Raw genomic sequence first — 17,587 nt, 5'->3', positions numbered from 1 at the left:
GAGTGTCGTGGTCAACTCAGGAGATCCCGCCGGCCGGGTCGGATATCTATCCCGGTTCCGCACTGATTCGCGGCGGCTGGGCAGCCCGGCCGACGGATGTCCTGAGTTGGCCACGCGACGCGCGGGCTCGGCCGGGCCATGCCCCCGGAAAAACCAGGGGAGCCAGAATCTCCGTCAGATCGGGTCGAGGCAGGGGCCCGAATACGCGGGCCCGAAGGCAGGGGCCCGAATGCGCAGGGACACGAAAGCACGGGCCCGGGTCGCGGACTACTCCGTGCGCTCGAGCAGGGTGATGAACATAGCGTCGGTGCCGTGCCGATGCGGCCACAGTTGCACACTGCCCCCGTCGCCGGGCAGGTCGAGCTCGGAGCTGCTCAGCCCCTGCAGCACGGATGCCGTGTCGAGAGTGCGCACATGGCCCTCCCATTTCTTGAGCGCGGTGGCCACGATCCCGCGAGTCTCCGCGATGTGCGGTGAGCAGGTGACGTAGGCCAGCACCCCACCCGGCTTGAGCGCGCCGAGGGCCGCGTGGATCAGCCCGGACTGCAGGTCGGAGAGTTCGGCGACGTCCTTGGGCTGCTTGCGCCAACGGGCCTCCGGGCGCCGACGTAGCGCGCCGAGCCCGGTGCAGGGAGCATCCAGCAGGATCCGGTCGAATTCCTTCGGATGTTCGTCTCCGAACCGGGTGCCGTCCTCCTCCCAGACGGGCACCTCGCCGGGCACGGCGGCCAGCGCCTTACGCACGAGGGTGGCCCGGGCCGGGACGAGCTCGTTGGCGACGAGGCTGGCCCCGCCGGCCAGCGCCTCGGCGGCAAGCAGGGAGGCCTTGCCGCCGGGGCCCGCGCACAGGTCGAGCCAACGCTCCCCCGGCGCGACCGGGCGGGCGCGACTGAGCGTGAGGGCCGCCAGCTGAGATCCCTCGTCCTGCACGCGGAGGCGTCCGCCGCTGTCCTGCATCAGGTGCACGGGGTCGCCGCCGGCCAGCACAAAACCGATGGGCGAGAAGTCGTTGGCAACGCCGAGACCGTCGGTGTCTTCGGTGTTGCTGAGTCCGGGCAGAATGACCATGTTCACCTTGGGCGCGGCATTGTCGGCCGACAGCAGCTCCTCGAGCTCGGCCTCACGGCCCTCAAGGCGCAGCGACTGCCGGAACGCCCGCACCACCCAGACCGGGTGTGAGTGCTCCGCGGCAAGGCGGTCATCATCACTGGTGGCTTCGGTGAGCACGCGTTCGCGCCACTCGTCGGCGCTGGAGCGGGAGATGGTGCGCAGCACACCGTTGGTGAAGCCGGTGGCGGCGCGGGAGCCCACCTGACGGGCGAGTTCGACGGACTCGTTCACGGCGGCGTGGGTGGCCACCCGGGTGGCGAGCAACTGGTGCGCACCGAGACGCAGCACGTCCAGGATGGCCGGGTCGATCGCGGTGACGGGCCGACCGGCCGCGTCGGCGATCACCCGGTCATAGAAGCCCTGCATGCGCAGGGTGCCGTAGGTCAGCTCGGTGGCCAATGCGGCATCCGCGGTGCTGAGCGCCGCCCGTTTGATGCGGCTGGGCAGCAGCAGGTTCGCGTAGGCGTCTGATTCCCGCACGGCGGCGATGACCTCGTAGGCCACCCGCCGGGCCGGCTGCACGAAGTCGGTCTGCGGGCGCTCCAGGCCGTGTCCGCCCTGAGCACGGACGTCGTTCTTTCGCCCCTGGCGACGATCGTCGCTCATGAGGCGACCACCTCCGTCCAATTCACTCCGCGCCACCAGTCGATTGCCTTCATCTGCGTCTTTCCGGCCGGTTGCACGGTGACCAGCTCGAGCGGCTCGGTCCCCGTCCCAATCAGCACTTTCTTGTCGATCTCACGGATCAGGCCGGCCGGTTGCGGCTCGGCTCCCTGGGTCAGGGCAACGCCCTGGAGTTTGAGGCGGGCGTCGCCGAGCACCGTGAACGCGCCCGGCTCCGGGGTGACCCCGCGCACCCGGTTGCGCACCGAGACGGCCGGTTCGGACCAGTCGATACGGGCATCGGCGAGAGTCAGTTTGGGGGCCAGGGTGACCGGACCGGACTGCGGGTTCGCCTGCGCGCCGCCGGCTTCAAGGGCGTCGATCACCTGAAGCAGCAGGCGCGCGCCGCTGTCGCTGAGCGCCCGCAACACGCTGCCCGCGGTGTCGTCCTCGACGATCGCCCGCGTCAGTTGCGCGAACACGGCGCCCGCGTCGAGTTCCGGAACCAGCTGGAACACGGCGGCGCCAGTCTGCTCATCGCCGGCCATAAGTGCGTGCTGCACGGGAGCGGCGCCGCGCCAGCGCGGGAGCAGGGAGAAGTGCAGGTTGATCCAACCGAGCCGGGGCACCGACAGCAGCGGTTCGCGCACGAGCCCGCCGTAGGCGACGATGACGCCGAGGTCGGGTCGCAGTGCGGCGATCTCCACGGTCGCGGCCTCGTCGAGGCGATTGGCCTTGATCACGTGCAGCCCGTTCTCGACGGCGGCTCGCGCGAGCGGCGAGGGGGTGAGCACGCGTTTGCGGCCGAACGGGGCATCCGCCCGGGTGATCACGGCCGCGAGGTCGTGGTGGGACTGAGCCAGGGCGACCAGGCTGGGCACGGCCGCCTGCGGCGTGCCGGCGAAGACGAGTTTCATTTAGAGCAGCTCCGGGTCGTCGAATCGTACTTTGAGTGTAGGCGCGGGGCGGAAGGCCGCCCCCTTCGGGCGCCGGCGGCGGGCGGCATTCCTTACGATCGCGGCCTTGAGCGCACGGGCCACGTCGTCACCGCTGGCATAGGGCAGCCGTACGATCGCACGCACCAGGGGGTCCTCCGTGGTGACCGGGCCGAGTACATCCACGCCGTCCATCCCGGCCAGCTCTGCCAGGGCCACGGCGACGTCGGCGTCGGAGCCGGTGACGGATGCCGCCCGCACCGCGGGCGGGAATCGCAGTTGGCGGCGATCGGCCAGTTCCGACGCGGCGAGCATCTCGGGCTGCCAGGAGTTCAGCGCCCGGGCGACGAGCCCGCCCACGCCGACCAGTACCACAGCGGCCCCCGGGGCCGCCAGTGCCGCGGCGTTGGACCACCAGCGCAGGCAGTCCTCCCCGACCCGCAGGGATTCCCGGGCGAGCATCCGTTCGCCGTCGAGCAGCAGGATGGCCCGGTACCCACCCGTCGGGATGGGTTCCGCGCCGCGGGTGGCGATCACCAGGGCCGGGGCGTCGCCGAGGTGCTGCAGCGGATGGTCGCCGTCGGCGACGATAATGCGCGCGCCGGGGAACGCCCGGCCGAGTTCTTCGGCGGTTCGCCCGGTTCCCAGGGTGACGACCCGCAGGGCGCGCCCTTCGCAGTGCGTGCAGTTCCAGTTGGCGGCCAGCGCCCCGCACCAGCGACACGACGGGGTGGAGTCCTTGGAGGCCAAACCGAGCGGCCCCTGGCAGGTGGTGCAGCGGGCGGCCTTCTTGCAACTCTGGCAGGCGAGCATCGGGGCGTAGCCGGGGCTGGCCACCTGCACCAGCACGGGGCCGTGGGCCAGCGCCTCCTTGGCGGCCCGCCACGCGGCCGTCGGGATGCGCGCGGCGCGGGCCTGCTGGTCGGGCTCGGATTGGAAGTCGGTGGGAATGATCCGCGGATGCCGGTTCTGCGCGGGGTGCACGGCAGTGAGCCAGCCCAGCTCGACCAGGCGCTGCACCTCGACGGTGCGGGTGTGGCCGAGGAAGACGAGGGCACAGCCGGACTGGCCCTGGCGCACGAGCGCGGCGTCGCGGGAGTGCGCGTAGGGGCTGAGCGGTTCGCCGTGCAGCGGGTCGCCGTCGTCGAAGAGCGCGATCAGACCGAGGTCGTGGGCCGGCGCGTAGACGGCCGACCGATTGCCGAGCACGATCCGGGGTTCCGGGGCGAGGGCGGCCAGGAAGGCCCGATAGCGTTCCGGGTTGGGCTGGCGTGCATCGACCCGGCTGACCGAGCCGGCCGGGGCCAGCAGGTCGAGGGCGGCCTGAAGCTGGTCCTGGTCGCGGTAGTCCGGCACGACGAGGATGGCGCTTCGCCCGGCGGCCAGGCCGGCCACCGCGAGCTCGGCCAGGGTGAGCGCCCATTTCCCGATGGTCTGCCCGTCCGGCAGCCGTTGCAGCTCGGGCACCGCGGCCACGCAGAGGCGCGCCCCTGTGGCGACGGCCGTGTCGAGGGTACCGGCCGGGTAGTCGGCACAGGCCGGCCCGGCGGGGGTGGCGGGGTCGGCCACAGTGCCAGGCTCGGCCACGGTAGCAGCACCCGCCGTCCCGTCGGCCGGGGCGGACGGATCCGCTGTTCGCGCCGCCAGCCAGGCCTTCTCCACCCGCACCTGGCGCGGGGGCACAGCCAGACGGATGATGTCGCTCGCGTTCCCGGAGGCCCGGTCTGCGACCCGACGGGCGAGCTCCCAGACCTCGGGGGTGAGCACCTGGGCGGCGGAGACCACGCTCTCGATCGGGCTGAGCGCGCCCCGGAAGTCGGTGCCGGCCTCCAGACCCGGCAGCACCTCCGGGCCTGCGGCCGGTCCGACCGCACCGCGCCCCTCGGCCGCACCCAGCACCTCGATCAGGTATCCGTCGGCGACGCGACCGGCCGAGCGCAGCGGCACCCGCACGCGCACGCCGGGTCGGGCGGTGCCGGCGAGCTCGTCGGGAATGCTGTAATCGAACAGGTGGTCGAGCTGCGGCAGCGGCGAGTCGATGAGCACCCGGGCCACGAGGCCGGAGCGGGTCATCGGCGCCGCGCCTGCCCGGTCACAGTCCGGCAGCGCTTCTCAGCTCGTCGACCCGGTCGAGGCGCTCCCAGGTGAAGTCGGGAAGCTCGCGGCCGAAGTGGCCGTAGGTGGCGGTCTGCGCGTAGATCGGGCGCAGCAGGTCGAGGGAATGGATGATCGCGGCCGGGCGCAGGTCGAAGACCGCGCGGATCGCCGCGGTGATGTCCCGGTCGGCCATCACCCCGGTGCCGAAGGTCTCCACGTAGAGCCCGACGGGCGAGGCCTTGCCGATGGCGTAGGCCACCTGAATCTCGAGCCGGTCGGCCAGCCCGGCCGCCACGGCGTTCTTGGCCACCCAGCGCATCGCGTACGCTGCGGAGCGGTCGACCTTCGACGGGTCCTTGCCGCTGAACGCGCCCCCGCCGTGCCGGCTGGAACCGCCGTAGGTGTCGATGATGATCTTTCGCCCGGTGAGGCCGGCGTCGCCCTGAGGGCCGCCGATCTCGAACCGCCCGGTCGGGTTGATCAGCGTGTTCAGTTCGGACGAGTCCAGTTCCACGCGGGCGAGCACCGGTCGGATGACGAGTTCCTCGACCTCCGCGCGCAGCTGCTCGTTGGACACCTTCGGCGAGTGCTGGGTCGACAGCACGACGGTCTCGACCGAGCGCGGCGTGATGCCGTCGTAGCCGATGGTGACCTGGGTCTTGCCGTCGGGACGGAGATAGTCGAGTTCGCCTGACTTGCGCACCTCGGCGAGGCGTTCGGCGAGGCGGTGTGCGATCCAGATCGGGATCGGCATCAGCTGGGGAGTCTCCCGGGTGGCGTATCCGAACATGATGCCCTGGTCGCCGGCGCCCTGGCGGTCGAAGTCCTCGACGCTGGACTCTTCCCGACGCTCGAAGGCGTTGTCCACGCCCTGCGCGATGTCGGGCGACTGGCCGCCGATGGAGATCTCCACACCGCAGGAACGGCCGTCGAACCAGACGTCCGAAGAGTCGTAGCCGATATCGGTGATGCACTTGCGCACGATTGAGGGGATCTCGACGTAGGCCTCGGTGGTGACCTCGCCGGCTACGTGCACGAGACCGGTGGTGACGAGGGTCTCGACGGCGACCCGGCTGTGCGGGTCTTCCGTCAGGAGCGCGTCCAGAATACTGTCGGAGATCTGGTCGCAGATCTTGTCGGGGTGACCTTCGGTTACCGACTCCGAAGTGAAAAGGCGTAGATCGCGCATCTGGCCCGTCTCTGTTGCAGAACAACGTGTAGAAGAAATGAACGTGAAAAAAAACCCCGCTGAGACCGGGCGACGGCATCGGCAACCCCGGTGACCGGAGGCCCGGGAAATCTCAGGCGATCAGGTCAAGGATGCGCCCGGCCACCGACAATTTGGTGCCGGAGACCTCACACACTATATCTCCGTCGTGATCGAGCACCGTGATCGCGTTACGGTCCGAGGCGAAACCCTCCGCCCAGCCCACGCGGTTGACCACCAGGAAGTCGCAGCCCTTGCGCGCCATTTTCTCGCGGCCGAGTTCTCGCAGGCGAACCGGATCCGGCTCCGTCTCGGCGGCGAACCCGATCAGGACCTGGCCCGTCCGCTTGGTCCGGGCGAGCCCGGCGAGGATGTCGGGGTTGCGGGTCAGTTCGAGCAGCAGGGTGTCGCCGGTCTCGTCTTTCTTGATCTTGCCGGCGCTCACCTGCAGCGGCCGGTAGTCGGCGACCGCGGCCGCCATGATCACGGCGTCGGCCCCGGCGGCGGCATCCGTGACGGCCGCCTCGAGCTCGAGCGCGGTGCCCACGAGCCGGAGTTCCACCGCGGTTGGTGCTGCAACCTCGAGGTTCGCGGCGATCAGGGTCACGGACGCACCCCGAGCCAGGGCGGCCTGCGCCAGGGCGACCCCCTGCTTGCCGCTGGAACGGTTGCCGAGGAAGCGCACGGGGTCGAGGGGCTCGCGAGTGCCGCCAGCGGTGATCACGACGTGCTTTCCGACCAGGTCGGCGCCTGGCCCCTCGGTGCGGTTGGCCGCGGTAAGGGCGGCGAGGGCCGCGGCGACGATGGTGTCGGGCTCTTCCATCCGGCCGGCTCCGGTGTCGGCGCCGGTGAGCTGGCCGACCCCCGGCCCGACGACGATGACGCCGCGGGTGCGGAGGGTGGCCACATTGGCGACCGTGGCCGCGTTGTTCCACATCTCCGTGTGCATCGCCGGGGCGATCACGAGCGGGGCGGTGCTGGCCAGGATGGTGTTGCCGAGCAGGTCGTCGGCGAGGCCGGCGGCGAGCTTCGCGATGGTGTTCGCGGTGGCCGGGGCCACGACGATCAGATCGGCGGATTGGCCGATGGCCACGTGCCGCACCTCGGCGACGCCCTCATAGAGGTCCGTGTGCACGGGGTTGCGGGAGATGGCCTCCAGGGTGGGCCGGCCGACGAATCGCAGCGCCGCCGGCGTCGCCACGACGTGCACGCAGTCCCCCCGCAACACGAAAGCGCGCACGACGTTCACGGCCTTGTAGGCAGCGATGCCGCCGGTTATCCCGACGACAATCGTGCGACCTGACGACATCCTGCGCGCTTGTGGGTGCGTTACTCGGCGATGGGGCGGGAGGTGAGCTTGTCTTCGTTGATCTCGCGGAGGGCGACGGACAGCGGCTTGTCGTCGACGGTCGAGTCGACGAGCGGGCCGACATTGTCGAACAGGCTGCCTTCGTGCAGGTCCGCATAGTAGTCGTTGATCTGACGCGCGCGCTTGGAGGCGAAGACCACGAGGGCGTACTTGGAGTCGACCTTGGTGAGCAGGTCGTCGATGGGCGGGTCAATGATGCCAGTGAGCTTGGTAGCCATTGGTGTCACTCCTTCAGAGCGGTTTGTGCTGCGGGACGCGCAGAATCACGGAAAACGGGCGCTACGGCAGCAACGGTGCCGTACGCAGATTCATCAAGTCTATGACCTCGCGCGCCGCTTCGCCCACGTCGTGGTTCACGACCCGGTAATCGAACTCCCCCTGGGCGGCCAATTCGAGTTTGGCCGTCTCGAGCCGGCGGGCCTGTTCGGCGGGCGCCTCGGTGTCCCGGCCGATCAGCCGGCGCACCAGTTCGTCCCAGCTCGGCGGAAGCAGGAAGACCAGTCTGGACTCCGGCATGGCCCGGCGAACGGCCCGGGCTCCTTGGATGTCGATCTCGAGGAGCACGCTGTGGCCCTCGTTCAACGCCTCCGTGACCGGACCTCGCGGGGTGCCGTAGCGGTGCGCGTTGTGCACGGTCGCCCACTCGAGCAGGTCGCCGGCCGCGACCATCCGGTCGAATTCGGCGTCGTCGACGAAGAAGTAGCTCACGCCCTCGGTCTCGCCTGGGCGAGGTGCCCGGGTCGTGGCCGACACCGACAGGTGCACGCCCGGGTAATGCTGACGGATGTGCGCCGCGACGGTTCCCTTGCCGACCGCGGTGGGACCGGCCAGCACGACAAGCTTCGCGGAGGAATCGTCGCGCTTCGCGGCGGTGCGGGTGGTGAGAAAATCTCGCAACCGATCGCGTTGGTGCTTGCCCAGCCCTCCCAATCGCTTCGACGGCGAGATCTCGAGCCTCTCCATGATGCGGTGCATCTTGGTGACGCCGATCGCCGGAATGCTGATCAGGAACTCGGTCACCCGCAGGCGCCCTTCGATGCCGTCCGGGCTCTCGGTCGCGGCGAACAACACGTCTAGCGCGCTACGTTTTCCGTGCGCAATCTGGCCTTTAACTGCGGCGCGTGCACGGCGAGCCGCCACGGCGGCGCGCGAGGCGGCAACCCGATCGACGTCGGGTGGGGTGGGGCGATTCTCAGCCACGGGCAGCTCCTGCTTCAACTACTCGGCGCGCAATCGCTTGTTTGATTCGGTCGGGGCCGACCGCTAGAACGCTGCGCGATTCACTCACGATAACGCCTTCCGCGTACCCCCCGTACAAGTTCTTCAGATCAACGACCTGCGCGCCCTGGTGACCGAAGCCAGGAGCGAGGATGGGGGTGAGCCCCCGGGCGGGCGCCACGGAGAGGTCCAGTCCGAACGTGGCCAGGTCCAGTGTGGCGCCGAGCACCACCCCGACCGAGCCGAGGGAGGAAGCCCCGGACCGGGCATTCCGCTCGGTCACGGCGCCGAAGACGGATTGGGCGACACTTTGGCCGATCTGATTCCCCTCGGCGATCACGGCCCGCTGGAGCGCCGCCGCCTCGGGGTTCGAGGTGGCGGCCAGCACGAAGATCCCCTTGCCGGTCTGGGCGGCAAGGCTGAACACCGGTTCCAGCGACCCGACGCCCATATACGCGTTCACGGTGATGGCGTCGACCTCCAGGGGGGACTCCTCGCTCAGCCAAGCCTGGCCGTACGCCTCCACGCTGGTGCCGAGGTCGCCGCGCTTGACGTCCGCGATCGTGAGCAGCCCGGCGGCGCGGGCATCCGCCAGCACCCGTTCCAGGGCAAGGTACCCGGCGGAGCCGAAACGCTCGTAGAAGGCCACCTGGGGCTTCACCAGGCCGACCTGGCCAGCGGCGGCGGCCACGACCTGGCGGCCGAAAGACTCCGCCCCGGCGGCCGTGTCCGGCAGACCCCAGTCGGTCAGGAGCCAGGCGTGCGGGTCGATGCCGACGCAGACTTGTCCCCGGACCGAGAAGACATTACCCAACCGCTCGCCGAAGGCGGCCGGTGCGGCCGGGCCGACCGCTGCGGTCGACCCGTCCTGTTCGTGCGCGCGGCTCACAGTGCCGCCGTCCGGGTGAGGGCGTATTCCTGCAGCGAGGTCACCTCGAAGCCGCCGCGAATCGCGTCGATCGAGGCCACTGCGGCGCTCAACTCGGCGATGGTTGTGAACAGCGGCAGGTCCGCGGCGACCGCGGCCGCGCGGATCTCGTAGCCGTCGGCTCGGGCGGTGCGACCGCCGGGGGTGTTGATGACGATCTGCACCTCTTCGCGGCGGATCAGTTCCACGATCGACACGTCCGCCTCGTCGGTCTTCTCACTGAACTTGGTGACGATGGCGGCGCGGATGCCGTTGCGTTGCAGAACTTCGGCGGTACCCTCCGTGGCGGTGATCGAGTAGCCGAGCTGCTGCAAGCGCAGCATGGGCAGGATGATCGCGCGCTTGTCCCGGTCGGAGACCGACACGAATACGGTGCCGGTGAGCGGGATTCCGCCGTAGGCGGCGAGCTGGCTCTTGGCGAAGGCCCGCGGGAAGTCGCGGTCGATGCCCATGACCTCACCGGTCGAGCGCATCTCCGGGCCGAGCACGGAGTCCACGACGAGACCCTCGGGCGTGCGGAACCGGTTGAACGGCAGCACGGCTTCCTTCACGGCGACCGGGGCATCCATCGGCACCCGCGAGCCGTCGATCAGAGGCAGCTTGCCCTCGGCCTTGAGTTCGGCGATGGTCTTGCCGACCATGATCAGCGCTGCGGCCTTGGCCAGGGTGATGCCGAGGGCCTTGGCCACGAACGGCACCGTACGCGAGGCGCGCGGGTTCGCTTCGAGCACGTAGAGCACGCCGGCGCCGATCGCGAACTGCACGTTGAGCAGGCCGCGCACGCCGATGCCGCGGGCGATGCCCAGCGTCGCCTCGCGCACTCGGTCGATCTCCGCACGGCCGAGGGTGACCGGCGGCAGGGTGCAGCTCGAGTCGCCGGAGTGGATCCCGGCCTCCTCGATGTGCTCCATCACGCCGCCGATGTAGAGCTCGGTGCCGTCGTAGATGGCGTCCACGTCGATCTCGATGGCGTCGTCGAGAAACCGGTCCACGAGCAGCGGATGCGACGGGCCGATGATGCCCTGTCCGGCCATCCGGTTGAAGTAGTCGGCCAACGCTGCCGAGTCGTAGACGATCTCCATGCCGCGGCCGCCGAGCACGTAGCTCGGGCGCACGAGCACGGGATAGCCGATCTCCTCGGCGACGACCACAGCGCCGGCGTAGTCGGTGGCGACGCCGTTGCGGGGGGCGAGCAGGCCGGCCTGCTCGAGGATGCCGGAGAAGAGTCCGCGCTCCTCCGCCAGGTCGATGGCCTCCGGGGTGGTGCCGAGTATCGGGATGCCCTCGGCCTCGAGGCCCTTGGCGAGGCCGAGCGCGGTCTGGCCTCCCAGCTGCACGACCACGCCGACGAGCTCGCCGCTCTGGCTTTCTGCGTGAATGACCTCGAGCACGTCCTCGAGGGTGAGCGGCTCGAAGTAGAGCCGGTCTGAGGTGTCGTAGTCGGTCGAGACCGTCTCCGGGTTGCAGTTGATCATGATGGTCTCGTAGCCGGCCTCGGAGAGGGCAAACGACGCGTGCACGCAGGAGTAGTCGAACTCGACGCCCTGGCCGATGCGGTTCGGGCCGGAGCCGATGATGACGACCTTCTTGCGGTCGCTGGGCACGACCTCGGTCTCCTGGTCGTAGCTGGAGTAGTGGTACGGCGTGAGTGCGGGGAACTCCCCCGCGCAGGTGTCGACGGTCTTGAAGACGGGGCGCACGCCGAGGATGTGGCGCACCGTGCGCACATCCGCTTCGCCGAAGCCGCGCAGCTCGCCGATCTGGGCGTCGGAGAAGCCGTGGTCTTTGGCGGTGCGGAGGATGTCCGTGTCGAGGCGCTCGGCGGCGGCGATCTCGTCCGCGATCTCGTTGATCAACACGATCTGGTCGATGAACCACGGATCGATCTTGGTGGCGTTGAAAACCTGCTCGGTGGTGGCACCCTTGCGGAGCGCCTGCTGAACGGTGACGATCCGGCCGTCGGTGGGTACTTCGGCGACCGTGAGCAACTCGTCGACCGTGCGAGTCTCGGCTCCCCAGTGGAACGACGAACCGCGCTTCTCGAGCGAGCGGAGCGCCTTCTGCAGCGCGGAGGCGTAACTGCGGCCGATGGCCATCGCCTCCCCCACGGACTTCATGGTGGTGGTCAGACGCTGGTCGGCGGCGGGGAACTTCTCGAACGCGAACCGGGGCACCTTGACCACGACGTAGTCCAGGGTGGGTTCGAAGCTGGCCGGGGTGACACCGGTGATGTCGTTCGGGATCTCGTCGAGCCGGTAGCCGAGCGCGAGTTTCGCGGCGATTTTGGCGATCGGAAAGCCCGTCGCCTTGCTCGCCAGGGCGGAGGAGCGGGACACGCGCGGGTTCATCTCGATCACGATGATGCGACCGTCGGCCGGGTTGATCGCGAACTGGATGTTGCAGCCGCCGGTATCCACCCCCACGGCGCGGATGATGTCGATGCTGATGTCGCGCAGCTTCTGGTACTCGCGGTCGGTCAAAGTCAGCGCCGGGGCGACGGTGATCGAGTCGCCGGTGTGTACGCCGACCGGGTCGACGTTCTCGATCGAGCAGACGACGACCGTGTTGTCGGCCGTGTCGCGCATCATCTCGAGCTCGAATTCCTTCCAGCCAAGGATGGATTCCTCCAGCAGGACCTCGCTGGTGGGGCTCTGGTGCAGCCCGTCACCGACGATGCGGCGCAGTTCCGACTCGGTGTAGGCGAAGCCGGAGCCGAGGCCGCCCATGGTGAAGGAGGGGCGAACGACGAGCGGGTAGCCGAGGTCGCCTGCGAAGCCGACTGCCTCCTCGACCGTGTGAGCGATGTAGGACCGGGCGACGCCGGCGCCTGCATCCAGCACCAGCTGCTTGAAGATCTGGCGGTCCTCACCCTTCTGGATGGCGTCGAAGGAGGCGCCGATGAGTTCGACATCATACTTGGCCAGGATGCCGCGCTCGTGAAGCTGGATGGCGGCGTTCAGCGCGGTCTGCCCGCCGAGGGTCGGCAGAATCGCGTCGGGGCGTTCCTTGGCGATGATCGTCTCGAGGATCTCCGGGGTGATCGGCTCGATGTAGGTGGCGTCGGCGAAGTCGGGGTCGGTCATGATCGTGGCCGGGTTGGAGTTGACCAGGATGACCCTGACCCCCTCGGCCCGCAGCACCCGGCAGGCCTGAGTTCCGGAATAGTCGAACTCGCAGGCCTGGCCGATCACGATCGGACCCGATCCGATGACGAGAACGCTGTTAATGTCGTCGCGCTTGGGCATTACTTGGCGTCTCCTGCTCCGGTGGCCGCACGATGCGCGACCACCACATCCCTGAACCGATCGAAAAGGTACTCGGCGTCGTGTGGGCCGGCCGCCGACTCCGGGTGGTACTGCACCGAGAAAGCGGGGATATCGAGGCAGCGGATGCCCTCGACCACCTGGTCGTTGAGGCTGTAGTGGCTCACCTCCACCCGGCCGAAACCGGTGCGGGACTCATGCACTCCCTCGATGGGCATGTCCACGGCGAACCCGTGGTTCTGCGAGGTGATCTCTACCCGGCCGGTGGTCTTATCGAGCACGGGCTGGTTGATTCCCCGGTGCCCGAAGGGCAGCTTGTAGGTTCGGAAGCCGAGGGCGCGGCCGAGCAGCTGGTTGCCGAAGCAGATCCCGAAGTAGGGCACACCGGCTCGCAGCATCTCCTGGAGGAGGTTCACGTGCAGGTCGGAGGCTGCCGGGTCGCCGGGGCCGTTGGAAAAGAACAGGGCCGACGGGGTGAGGGACAGCACGTGCTCGGCGGTGACCGACTGGGGCAGCACCAGCACCTCGAAGCCGCGCGCGGCGAGGTGGCCCAGAGTGGAGGTCTTGACCCCGAGGTCGAGCACGGCGACCGAGCCGATGCGCTCGCCCTGGGCGGGCACCGAGAACGGTTCGACCGTGGATACCTCATCGGACAGGTTGCGGCCGCGCATGCCGGCCCCGGCACGCACCAGCTCGAGCTGCTCGCCATCGGAGAGGCCGAAACGGTCGCCGGAGAAGATCCCGCTCTTCATGGCCCCGGACGAGCGGATGTGGCGGGTGATCGCACGCGTGTCGACACCACTGATCCCGACCACTCCCCCGCCCGTCAGGTCGTCATCGAGGCTGCGGGTGGACCGGAAGTTGGAGGCGATGCGGGCAGGCTCGCGCACAACGAAGCCGGAGACCCAAATACGGCGGGACTCCATGTCCTCGTCGTTGGCGCCCGTGTTGCCGATGTGCGGCGCCGTCATCAGCACGATCTGCCCGGCGTAGGACGGGTCGGTGAGGGTCTCCTGGTATCCGGTCATGCCGGTGGCGAAGACGATCTCGCCGAGGGTCTGCCCCACGCTGCCGTAAGAACGGCCTTCGTAGCGGCGGCCGTCTTCGAGTACGAGCACAGCAGGAGTCGGTCGGTCGGGGGTCGTTGCGTTGCTCACGCTAGGCCTCGCTTTCATCGCGCGCGGCCGGGCGCCGGGCGTCGGCCGCAATAGTTCGGATGGCGTCGTTCACGCTGACGCGGTCGGATGGGTCAAGGATTCGGAAGTAGCTGTCGACGATCTGACTGTCGGTGCCGGGCAGCCGCCAGCCGAGCAGCAGCAGGCCGTCGGTCTCGACGGCGCGGTCGATGGCCACGGTGGCGTCTTCCAGCACGGCGATGGCCGAGGCAGGGATGAACACCGCCTCCTCGCCGGCCAGGGCCAGGATCACGCCCGCGTCGGTCACGGTCAGGCGGGCCCGGGCCCGGAAACCCAGGCCAGGGATGTTCAGGCGCTCGAGCGGCTGGGCGCGGAGGGTCGTGGCAACGTAGAACACGGCGGCGGAGGCCAGCTCGAGTGCCGCGTCGACGGGCAGCGGGTAGCCGGCCGGCAGGGCGGCATCGCGGCGGCTACGGCCCCGCCAACTGCGTAGCATGAGGCCGAGCAGGCCGAGCAGCACGGCGACGGTGATGACGGTGGCGATGGTCCTAGCCATGGGTGCGCTCCTCGAGTGCCGCGATCTCCTCGGCGGGCCGCAGCGCACCGTCCAGAACCGTGGCGTAGCCCCGGTGGAATGTGGCCAGCACCCGACCCGGCAGGGTCATCGCCAGGTAGGGCGAGTTGGCGCTCCTGCCGGCCAGGTTGCCGCGCTCGAAGACGCGGCTCGCGGCGGGATCGTAGAGGGTGAGCTCGGCGGGAGCCCCGACCAGAAGACCCTGGCCCTGGCCGGCGAGCCGGCCGATCCGGGCGGGGCTGCTGGAGAGCACGCGAGCGATGTCCTTCCAGTCGAGCAGCCCGGTGTTGACGACGGCCGCGTGCACCACGGAGAGGGCGGATTCGAGGCCGACCATGCCGTTCGCCGCGGCGTCCCACTCGCAGTCCTTCGCCTCGACCGGGTGCGGGGCGTGGTCGGTGGCAACGATGTCGATGGTGCCGTCGGCGAGGCCGGCGCGCAGTGCTTCGACGTCTTCGCGGCGGCGCAGCGGCGGGTTGACCTTGAACCGCGCGTCGTAGCCGACGACCAGGTCCTCGGTGAGCAGCAGGTGATGCGGGGTGGCCTCGGCGGTCACCTGGATGCCGCGGGCCTTGGCCCAGCGGATGACGTCGACCGAGCCGGCCGTCGACACGTGGCACACGTGCAGACGCGACCCGACGTGCTCGGCGAGCAGCACATCGCGTGCGATGATCGACTCCTCGGCGACCGCGGGCCAGCCGACCATCCCGAGTTCGCTGGAGAGTGCCCCCTCGTTCATCTGCGCCTTCTCGGTCAGGCGTGGTTCCTGGGAATGCTGGGCGACGACGCCGTCGAACGCCTTCACATACTCGAGGGCCCGGCGCATCAACAGCGGGTCGGAGACGCAGAAGCCGTCGTCGGAGAAGACCCGCACTTGGGCTCGACTGGTGGCCATGGCGCCCAGTTCGGCCAGGCGCTCCCCCGCAAGCCCGACGGTGACGGCGCCGATCGGCTGCACGGTGACATAGCCGGCGCGCTCACCGAGGGCGAGAACCTGGTCGACGACGCCGGCGGTGTCCTGCACGGGCGAGGTGTTGGCCATCGCAAACACGCTGGTGAAGCCGCCCACGGCCGCGGCCTGACTGCCGGTCAGAATGGTTTCACTCTGTTCGAAGCCCGGCTCGCGCAGGTGCGTGTGCAGGTCGACCAGGCCGGGCAGAGCGATCAGTCCGGCCGCGTCGACGACGGTTGCGCCGGCACCAGAAAGCCCGGAACCGATCTCGCGAATCATGCCGTCGGCGAGGATAAAGTCGGTGCGGGTGCCGTCCGCGAGGGTCGCGCCTCGAATCAGGTACGGCGTGCTGGCCGCGCTGTCGCTGGACATCTATGAATCCTCCCGATCGCCGGACAACAGCAGGTACAGTGCCGCCATCCGCACTGAAACCCCGTTTGCGACCTGTTCGCGCACGGTCGAGCCGGCCGAATCGGCCGCCGCTGAAGATATTTCCAGGCCGCGATTCATGGGGCCGGGGTGCATCACAATGGTAGTCGGGGGCAGACGGCCGAAGCGCTCATCGTCCAGCCCCCAGTGGCGCGAGTACTCGCGGCTGTTCGGGAAGAAGGCGGCGTCCATGCGTTCCTGCTGGATGCGCAGCATCATCACCACGTCGGGCCCGGCGTCGATGGCCGCATCCAGGTCGAAGCCCGACTCCGCCGGCCACCCGCTCATATCCATCGGCAACAGGGTGGGCGGCGCGATCAGGCTCACATGCGCGCCGAGCGTGGTGAGCAGCCACAGGTTCGAGCGGGCCACCCGGGAATGCAGGATGTCACCGACGATGGTGACCGTGACGCCGTCCAGGCCCCGACCGCGCGCGGCGCCCCGGTGCAGCCGGCGCCGGATGGTGAACGCGTCCAGCAGCGCCTGGGTCGGATGCTCATGGGTGCCGTCGCCCGCGTTGATGATGCCGGCGTCGATCCAGCCGCTTTCGGCCAGCACATGGGGTGCCCCGGAGGCGGGGTGGCGGATGACGACCCCGTCGGCACCCATCGCGGCGAGGGTTTGGGCGGTGTCCTTGAGGCTTTCGCCCTTCGACACGCTCGAGCCCTTGGCGCTGAAGTTGATCACGTCCGCGCTCAGCCGTTTCGCGGCGGCCTCGAAGGAGATCCGGGTACGCGTCGAATCCTCGAAGAACAGGTTGACCACGGTCTTGCCGCGCAGGGTGGGCAGCTTCTTCACCTCGCGGTTGGCGACATCAGCCATGTCCTCGGCGATGTCGAGCAGCAGGATCGCCTCGCCCTGGCTCATGCCCTTGGTCGAGAGGAGGTGCCTCATGACGCCACCCCCGCGTCGCCTTCGAGCGGTCCGCCGTCGATGCTGACGAACTCGTCGCCGTCGACCTCGAGCAGGTGCAGGTTGATGCGTTCCGCGGTGGAGCTGGGCAGGTTCTTGCCCACGAAGTCGGCCCGGATCGGCAGTTCGCGGTGGCCGCGGTCCACGAGCACGGCCAGGCGCACGACGGTCGGCCGCCCGTGGTCGCCGAGGGCGTCGAGGGCGGCGCGGATGGTGCGGCCCGAGTAGAGCACGTCGTCGACGAGCACCACCGTGACGCCGTCGACGCTGCCGGGAACCAGGGTGCGGGACGGCGTGCGAGTGCGGGTGTGGCCGAGGTCGTCGCGGTACATGGTGACGTCGAGGGAGCCGACCCGGACATCCGTCGCTGTGGGCTCGATACGCGCGATGGTCTCGGCGATGCGCCGGGCCAGAACGACCCCGCGAGTGGGGATGCCGAGGATCACGAGGTTCTCGGCACCTCGATTGGACTCCAGGATCTCGTGGGAGATCCGAGTCAACGCTCGAGCGATATCAGCCTGGTTCAGCACGGTGCGTGCCATCAACCCGACCTCCTTCCCCGCCTCACCGGACGGCTGTTAAAGGATGTCATTTCCGGGTTTCACCCTAGCACCCGACGCGGGCTCCCCTGTGCTGGGCCTCACCACCCCCAGGGGCGCCGATGTGGCTGCCGTCATGGATCGGTTGCCGGCCCCAGGTGAGGGAGGACGGCGCCAGGTCACCCCAGGGCAGCGAAAGAACATCGAGAGGTGCCCGGGCCCGGCCCCGTCCGCGTCCGAGCTGAGCGCCGCGGCCGTCAGCAGCCGGCGGTGGGCATTCACGGACCTCGATGTTACCTGCAGCTGCAGGGCACC

Annotated in this window: 14 protein-coding genes; all 14 read right to left on the bottom strand. The window is 69.5% G+C overall.

The window, feature by feature from the left end; all coding sequences use genetic code 11:
• Window positions 1-267: 267 nt before the first annotated feature.
• The 14 genes from E3O22_RS06830 to pyrR all read right to left on the bottom strand — a co-directional run bounded on the left by E3O22_RS06830 (window position 268) and on the right by pyrR (window position 17,278).
• On the bottom strand, window positions 268-1,716 hold the full coding sequence (locus E3O22_RS06830) for an RsmB/NOP family class I SAM-dependent RNA methyltransferase (RefSeq protein WP_134396112.1): 1,449 nt from the start codon (window positions 1,714-1,716) through the stop codon (window positions 268-270).
• A complete protein-coding gene (gene fmt / locus E3O22_RS06825; protein WP_134396113.1) occupies window positions 1,713-2,630 on the bottom strand; it encodes a methionyl-tRNA formyltransferase in 918 nt (305 codons plus the stop codon). Before fmt ends, E3O22_RS06830 begins: the two co-directional genes overlap by 4 nt.
• Window positions 2,631-4,721, bottom strand: a complete 2,091-nt coding sequence (locus tag E3O22_RS06820; RefSeq protein WP_134396114.1) for a primosomal protein N' — start codon at window positions 4,719-4,721, stop codon at window positions 2,631-2,633. It abuts the gene before it with no gap.
• Window positions 4,722-4,740: 19 nt separating this feature from the next.
• On the bottom strand, window positions 4,741-5,934 hold the full coding sequence (gene metK / locus E3O22_RS06815) for a methionine adenosyltransferase (protein WP_134396115.1): 1,194 nt from the start codon (window positions 5,932-5,934) through the stop codon (window positions 4,741-4,743).
• Between the two features lie 112 nt (window positions 5,935-6,046).
• The gene (coaBC, locus tag E3O22_RS06810) at window positions 6,047-7,261 is read right to left on the bottom strand and encodes a bifunctional phosphopantothenoylcysteine decarboxylase/phosphopantothenate--cysteine ligase CoaBC (RefSeq protein WP_134396116.1); all 1,215 of its coding nucleotides are present in this window, start codon (window positions 7,259-7,261) and stop codon (window positions 6,047-6,049) included.
• A 20-nt stretch (window positions 7,262-7,281) separates the two neighbouring features.
• Window positions 7,282-7,539, bottom strand: a complete 258-nt coding sequence (rpoZ, locus tag E3O22_RS06805) for a DNA-directed RNA polymerase subunit omega (RefSeq protein ID WP_134396117.1) — start codon at window positions 7,537-7,539, stop codon at window positions 7,282-7,284.
• A 61-nt stretch (window positions 7,540-7,600) separates the two neighbouring features.
• A complete protein-coding gene (gmk, locus tag E3O22_RS06800) occupies window positions 7,601-8,521 on the bottom strand; it encodes a guanylate kinase (protein WP_134396118.1) in 921 nt (306 codons plus the stop codon).
• Window positions 8,514-9,428, bottom strand: coding sequence for an orotidine-5'-phosphate decarboxylase (gene pyrF / locus E3O22_RS06795; protein ID WP_174722047.1), 915 nt, complete (start codon window positions 9,426-9,428; stop codon window positions 8,514-8,516). Before pyrF ends, gmk begins: the two co-directional genes overlap by 8 nt.
• A complete protein-coding gene (gene carB / locus E3O22_RS06790; protein ID WP_134396119.1) occupies window positions 9,425-12,712 on the bottom strand; it encodes a carbamoyl-phosphate synthase large subunit in 3,288 nt (1,095 codons plus the stop codon). Before carB ends, pyrF begins: the two co-directional genes overlap by 4 nt.
• A complete protein-coding gene (gene carA / locus E3O22_RS06785) occupies window positions 12,712-13,905 on the bottom strand; it encodes a glutamine-hydrolyzing carbamoyl-phosphate synthase small subunit (protein WP_174720092.1) in 1,194 nt (397 codons plus the stop codon). The genes carB and carA overlap by 1 nt, the downstream gene beginning before the upstream one ends.
• Window positions 13,889-14,422, bottom strand: a complete 534-nt coding sequence (locus tag E3O22_RS06780) for a hypothetical protein (protein WP_134396120.1) — start codon at window positions 14,420-14,422, stop codon at window positions 13,889-13,891. Before E3O22_RS06780 ends, carA begins: the two co-directional genes overlap by 17 nt.
• Window positions 14,415-15,764: a dihydroorotase gene (locus tag E3O22_RS06775; RefSeq protein WP_134396121.1), complete on the bottom strand. Its 1,350-nt coding sequence runs from the start codon at window positions 15,762-15,764 to the stop codon at window positions 14,415-14,417. The genes E3O22_RS06780 and E3O22_RS06775 overlap by 8 nt, the downstream gene beginning before the upstream one ends.
• Window positions 15,765-16,715, bottom strand: a complete 951-nt coding sequence (locus tag E3O22_RS06770) for an aspartate carbamoyltransferase catalytic subunit (protein ID WP_134396122.1) — start codon at window positions 16,713-16,715, stop codon at window positions 15,765-15,767.
• Window positions 16,712-17,278, bottom strand: a complete 567-nt coding sequence (gene pyrR / locus E3O22_RS06765) for a bifunctional pyr operon transcriptional regulator/uracil phosphoribosyltransferase PyrR (RefSeq protein ID WP_134396123.1) — start codon at window positions 17,276-17,278, stop codon at window positions 16,712-16,714. Before pyrR ends, E3O22_RS06770 begins: the two co-directional genes overlap by 4 nt.
• Window positions 17,279-17,587: the final 309 nt, after the last annotated feature.

Source organism: Cryobacterium sp. TMT2-18-2 (assembly GCF_004402245.1).
In the GTDB taxonomy this organism is placed as follows: domain Bacteria; phylum Actinomycetota; class Actinomycetes; order Actinomycetales; family Microbacteriaceae; genus Cryobacterium; species Cryobacterium sandaracinum.
Note: the sequence above shows the minus strand (reverse complement) of the source record. Positions and strands in the feature narration are given on the sequence as shown.

What these genes read in the sequence shown, in the direction of transcription:
- E3O22_RS06830 (WP_134396112.1), bottom strand. Translation starts at nt 1,716, where the DNA reads ATGAGCGACGATCGTCGCCAGGGGCGAAAGAACGACGTCCGTGCTCAG.
- fmt (WP_134396113.1), bottom strand. Translation starts at nt 2,630, where the DNA reads ATGAAACTCGTCTTCGCCGGCACGCCGCAGGCGGCCGTGCCCAGCCTG.
- E3O22_RS06820 (WP_134396114.1), bottom strand. Translation starts at nt 4,721, where the DNA reads ATGACCCGCTCCGGCCTCGTGGCCCGGGTGCTCATCGACTCGCCGCTG.
- metK (WP_134396115.1), bottom strand. Translation starts at nt 5,934, where the DNA reads ATGCGCGATCTACGCCTTTTCACTTCGGAGTCGGTAACCGAAGGTCAC.
- coaBC (WP_134396116.1), bottom strand. Translation starts at nt 7,261, where the DNA reads ATGTCGTCAGGTCGCACGATTGTCGTCGGGATAACCGGCGGCATCGCT.
- rpoZ (WP_134396117.1), bottom strand. Translation starts at nt 7,539, where the DNA reads ATGGCTACCAAGCTCACTGGCATCATTGACCCGCCCATCGACGACCTG.
- carB (WP_134396119.1), bottom strand. Translation starts at nt 12,712, where the DNA reads ATGCCCAAGCGCGACGACATTAACAGCGTTCTCGTCATCGGATCGGGT.
- carA (WP_174720092.1), bottom strand. Translation starts at nt 13,905, where the DNA reads ATGAAAGCGAGGCCTAGCGTGAGCAACGCAACGACCCCCGACCGACCG.
- E3O22_RS06780 (WP_134396120.1), bottom strand. Translation starts at nt 14,422, where the DNA reads ATGGCTAGGACCATCGCCACCGTCATCACCGTCGCCGTGCTGCTCGGC.
- E3O22_RS06775 (WP_134396121.1), bottom strand. Translation starts at nt 15,764, where the DNA reads ATGTCCAGCGACAGCGCGGCCAGCACGCCGTACCTGATTCGAGGCGCG.
- E3O22_RS06770 (WP_134396122.1), bottom strand. Translation starts at nt 16,715, where the DNA reads ATGAGGCACCTCCTCTCGACCAAGGGCATGAGCCAGGGCGAGGCGATC.